Annotated in this window: 3 protein-coding genes; 2 read left to right on the top strand and 1 reads right to left on the bottom strand. The window is 38.7% G+C overall.

Translation table 11 applies throughout. The features are described 5' to 3' along the window. Window positions 1–296: 296 nt before the first annotated feature. Window positions 297–2,000 (bottom strand): DUF2207 family protein, encoded by a 1,704-nt coding sequence (locus RQ893_RS08515; protein ID WP_311482589.1) that lies wholly within the window; start codon window positions 1,998–2,000, stop codon window positions 297–299. Window positions 2,001–2,138: 138 nt separating this feature from the next. Between RQ893_RS08515 and RQ893_RS08510 the strand changes: the two genes are divergently transcribed. After that, window positions 2,139–3,485, top strand: a complete 1,347-nt coding sequence (locus RQ893_RS08510; protein ID WP_311482588.1) for a TrkH family potassium uptake protein — start codon at window positions 2,139–2,141, stop codon at window positions 3,483–3,485. Window positions 3,486–3,494: 9 nt separating this feature from the next. Next, window positions 3,495–3,661, top strand: a 167-nt coding sequence (locus tag RQ893_RS08505; RefSeq protein WP_311482590.1) for an NAD-binding protein, incomplete at its 3' end; no start/stop codon positions are given.

Raw genomic sequence — 3,661 nt, 5'->3', positions numbered from 1 at the left:
AGGCAAACTCCTTGTCCCCCGAGAGGGGTCGCCCGGAGGGGGTAACGGAAGGGGGTTTAAGGGGGACCCGATAGCGGGAACGTGCGAAACGTTCCCCAGGGGTCCCCCTTTTACGAAGATTCAGATGTTAATAAAATTATCATTTAAAAGATAAAGTAATAACTCATCTTGGATAAGAAACCCAAATCTTGGGGTTCCACCAGATATGAAGATTCAATTGTAAATAAAATGGTCATTTTAATAGATAAAATAATATATCTATGATGAAAAAATGATTTTTCGGTCTCGGACCGAACCTAGCGGCCGCCTCCTCCACCGCCGCCAAAGGATCCTCCGCCTCCACCAACGGAAGTTTGGCCTCCAAAACCAGCATTAGAAAAGCCTGTCGCAGAGGCGTAGGATTGGTTGATGGATTTTGAGTATGAGCTTGCGTTTGTGAAGAAGTATGGGTGGTAGATGAAGTATGGTTCCCCATTGTAGTTTTCATCTACAAAGTTTTTGAAATTCTCATCTACATTTAGAAGGATGGAATAGATTAAATAATTCTTCCAATTTTTCATCTCTTCTGGGGATTTTGTACCCTGGTCGGCATAGTCCCTTAAATATGATTTAAAGCCTAAAATATTTTCATAAAGTTTAAGTCCCTTGTCTGTAACCCTTAGTTCCTTGCCAGTTTTTTTGCTTCCTAAGAATGACTTTTCGTATTCGTAATCCTCGATATATCCGCCATTTTTCAAGGCTTCTATAGATTTATCTTCGAGGTCGTCGTAGATGTTATCTAGGTCATCTAGATTGTCTTTTAAATATTTTGAAAAGTCATGGTTGGTTAGTCTTTCGCCATTTTTTCTAAGGCTTGCCTTATAGAGCATTCCAAATATATTTTCTTCTATAGGGCCCATATCTTCTGGCTTTGATAAGATTTTTATGGCTTGGGATTCTAGAAATCCTGGTTCGCCATCTCCTAGGTCAATATGGCCTTCCATGGCCCATTTCAAAATAAAAGCGTTCATGTAGGCTGTACCTAGGTCGCCGCCTATAATAGGGATTTGATCTATAAGATAGGATAAATCTTCTATATGGCCATCGTATGGAAGTCCCCTGTAATATTTATCTTTAAAATCTTTTGGGTGTGGGAGGTCTTTGGCGTTGGCTAGTCTTTTTTCGTCAAAATATAATTTGCTAACCCTTACTCCCCAAAATATTCCACCAAGACCAAGGGCGATGGCTAGGCTAATTAGGGCCTTGGCCCAGATTGGCAAAGGAATTTTGTAGGCTGTTCCTTCATTTTCTTCCCATTTAGAGCCCTTAACTGCTTGGTTAGCATAGTCTTCGAAATTTTTATCTTCCCTGTAGGATGTGGCGAAGGTTCCTTTTGGAAATTTGACCATGACTGTTGTGTAGGACACATCGCCTGTTGATTCTAGGATGATTTCTCCATTTTCTTCGTGGATTGCACCTTTAAGACCAAAGGCCCAAAACTTGATATCTTTAAATGGCTTATAGCCTTTGATTTTGATATTTACCTTTTCAGGCTCAGGATCAAAATTATCCCCAACAAAGGTGAAAAACACCATGTCAGAATCATTTAGTCCTATTGCCAGAGGATTTATCTTGTATTTTAGCTTGTATGTATTGTCAGCGTATTTTGAAATTCCCCAACAAAGCTCGACTTCATCATCGCCTCTTTTGATGACACCAGCCTTGTAGGCCTTTTCTTCAAAATCAAGGTCGGTATCCCAAGGATCTCTATTTTCAAAAGTCTTGCCAAAGGCCTCTAGGTTAAAGCTTTCGATTTTAATTCCTCTAAGATTATTTATGGTCTTGTATCTTTCTGTATAATCTTCACTGGTTTCGTCTATCTTCCAAACTTCCTCGATAGAGCCGATGCCCTTTTCATCGATATCTGCCTCTATGGATATTTCTTTAAATTCGTCAGCTTGGCAAGTGTTTGGGATAAAAATCCCCAAAATAATTGCAAGTGATATAAGTATTTTTTTCATAAATCCTCCTTAAAAATATTATACAAGAAAATTATGTCTTACATAATTTTTTGTAAGCTAAGTTTAATAGATAATTTTGACCTTGGTTTTATTGGTGGTAAGATTCCTCTACAGGTATCATAACTTATAGGAGTTATTATGAATAAAAGTTTTATAAACAAAATTTACGATAAGATTAGCCTAAACCCACCCATGGTTTTGAGTTTGGGTTTTGCTATCCTTATTTCTATAGGTGGGATTTTATTATCTCTGCCATTTTTCACCAAAAGCGGCGAGGCGACAGCCCTGGTTGATTCTATGTTTGTTGCTGCAAGTGCCTCCTGTGTAACAGGTCTTACTCCTGTTAATACTCTTGAACACTGGAACACTTACGGACATGTTTTAATCATCATTCTAATTCAAATAGGCGGACTTGGAGTTATGAGTTTGGCATCAATTATTCCCCTAATTTTGGGTAAGAAAATAGGAATGAAGTCTAGACAAATTCTAAAAGAACAGCTCAACGTTGAGAGTCTAGAAGGCATGATTGTCCTTTTCAAATACGTTTTGATCTTCACTTTTGGCACAGAAATCCTTGGAGCAATTCTACTCTCAATCAAATTTATCCCCATGTACGGGACAGGGGTTGGAATTTGGTATGCAATCTTCCATTCAATTTCTGCTTTTTGTAATGCGGGCTTTGACATATTAGGAGATTCGATTTATCCATTTAGGGACGATTTGCTAATCAACCTTACTTTATCAGCCCTTGTAATAGTTGGTGGTTTGGGCTTTGTTGTTACAAGTGAACTATTTAGGAAGAGATCTTTTAAGAAAATATCAACTCACTCTAAACTTGTCCTTGCTATCACAGGCTTTCTTTTGGTTTTCGGAACACTTATGTTTTTATTTTTGGAAGGAAAGAACGGAGTTCTCCAAAACGAGAGTGTGAAAGGATCTATTCTTGAGTCCTTCTTCCAGTCTGTTGTGGCAAGGACGGCAGGATTTTATTCTGTAAACCTATCTCACATTAAAGACTCAACTGCTCTTATGCTTATGGGACTCATGTTTGTGGGAGGTTCTCCAGGATCTACAGCAGGTGGTATAAAAACTACAACTCTTGGCGTTCTTTTTTTATCAACTCATGCAGTTGTAAGAGGAGAGAGTGAACCAGTTGTTTTTGGTAGGCACATTGGTGCTGACACAGTTAGAAAATCCCTTGCAATTTTCTTAGTTTCAATAGTGATTATTCTTTCTGTAAGTTTTATGCTTACAATTACAGAAAGCGCACCACTTGTAGATATTTTATATGAAACCGTATCAGCCCTTGCAACAGTTGGGGCAAGTAAGGGTATAACACCGCATCTTACAGATGCTGGCAAGAATTTAATCACCTTGTGTATGTATTTGGGTCGTATCGGTCCAATGACCATGGCCTTTGCCTTTGGTATGAAGGCTAAAAAGAGCCTAATTAGGTATCCAGAAAGTTTTATAAGTATAGGTTAAGGAGAAATTATGAAAGAAAAAAATGTATTGGTACTAGGTATGGGCAGGTTTGGCTCAGCCCTTGCCAAAAAATTATTTGAAAAAGGCGTAGAAGTCATGGCAGTAGATAGGGATTATACCAAGGTTCAAAAGCTGGCAGACCAAGTGACTTACGCTGCCCAGGCTGACATGACAGA

The sequence above is a fragment of the uncultured Anaerococcus sp. genome, from assembly GCF_963510915.1.
Taxonomy (GTDB): domain Bacteria; phylum Bacillota; class Clostridia; order Tissierellales; family Peptoniphilaceae; genus Anaerococcus.
Note: the sequence above shows the minus strand (reverse complement) of the source record. Positions and strands in the feature narration are given on the sequence as shown.

Excerpts from the sequence above, each read along its gene's own strand:
- RQ893_RS08515 (WP_311482589.1), bottom strand. The coding sequence starts at position 2,000 with ATGAAAAAAATACTTATATCACTTGCAATTATTTTGGGGATTTTTATC.
- RQ893_RS08510 (WP_311482588.1), top strand. The coding sequence starts at position 2,139 with ATGAATAAAAGTTTTATAAACAAAATTTACGATAAGATTAGCCTAAAC.